This window comes from Psychrobacter sp. 1U2 (genome assembly GCF_051847575.1).
Genome location: NZ_JBPYDC010000808.1, coordinates 1 through 824, shown reverse-complemented (window position 1 = coordinate 824; position 824 = coordinate 1). Strand labels below are relative to the sequence as shown.

Annotated in this window: 1 protein-coding gene; it reads left to right on the top strand. The window is 43.9% G+C overall.

Features of this window, described 5'->3' with window-relative positions; all coding sequences use genetic code 11:
• Positions 1-97 precede the first annotated feature (97 nt).
• Positions 98-824: DUF1853 family protein (locus tag ACS8FD_RS18860; RefSeq protein ID WP_439276979.1), on the top strand; the 727-nt coding region annotated here is incomplete at its 3' end.

Below are 824 nucleotides of genomic sequence, written 5' to 3'. Positions count from 1 at the left end.
CCAGATACGTTCAATCTTAACATCGTACGATTGACTATAGACTTTTCCCAAGCGAGCAGTTAGGGTAAATGCTCTACAACTTACTTCGGTTTATTCTATGTCCGAGCCTATCGCTCATTCATTGTCCATACTTACAAATCATGCGCCTTGGGAAGCGTACCAGCGTCCTTATGTACGTGATTTGGCATACGTGCTGGCGTGCCCCAATGTATTGACAGGATGGCTGGATTTTGCACCCTATCAAAACACACATACGGTATCGGTACACAGTGCCAGCTTTTGGCAACAGCAGTTTGACGCCTATCAGCAGCGTTTAGAAGAGCTTGATACCACCAATGCTTATCAGGAGTTGACGCGCTATCTACTGACACGACCCAGTCCCAATCGTTTGGGTTTTCACTTTGAGGGGTTATTGTCTTTTTGGTTAGCAGATGGTTTTGCACGCCAGTTGCATCCATATGAGACACTCGCTAGTAATGTACAGCTATTTAATGGCAAGCAAACCTCTGGCGAGCTTGACTTGATTTTATACAACCATAAAGAGGCAGTCACTGAACATTGGGAGCTGGCCATTAAGTTTTTTATGGGATCAGCGCCTTTTGCGCCTGAAAACTGGGTTGGGATTAACTCAAACGACAATCTACAGCGCAAAATGACCCATATGCAGACCAAACAATTTCGTACTATATGGGTAGATACTAAGGATCACGGGCAAGTCAAAATTGATAAGCGTTATGGTGTTATAAAAGGACGGTTCTTTTTGCCCATCAATACGACTGATTTTATTTATCCCGCTTGGCTTTCACTAAGCTTTCCTATGCATG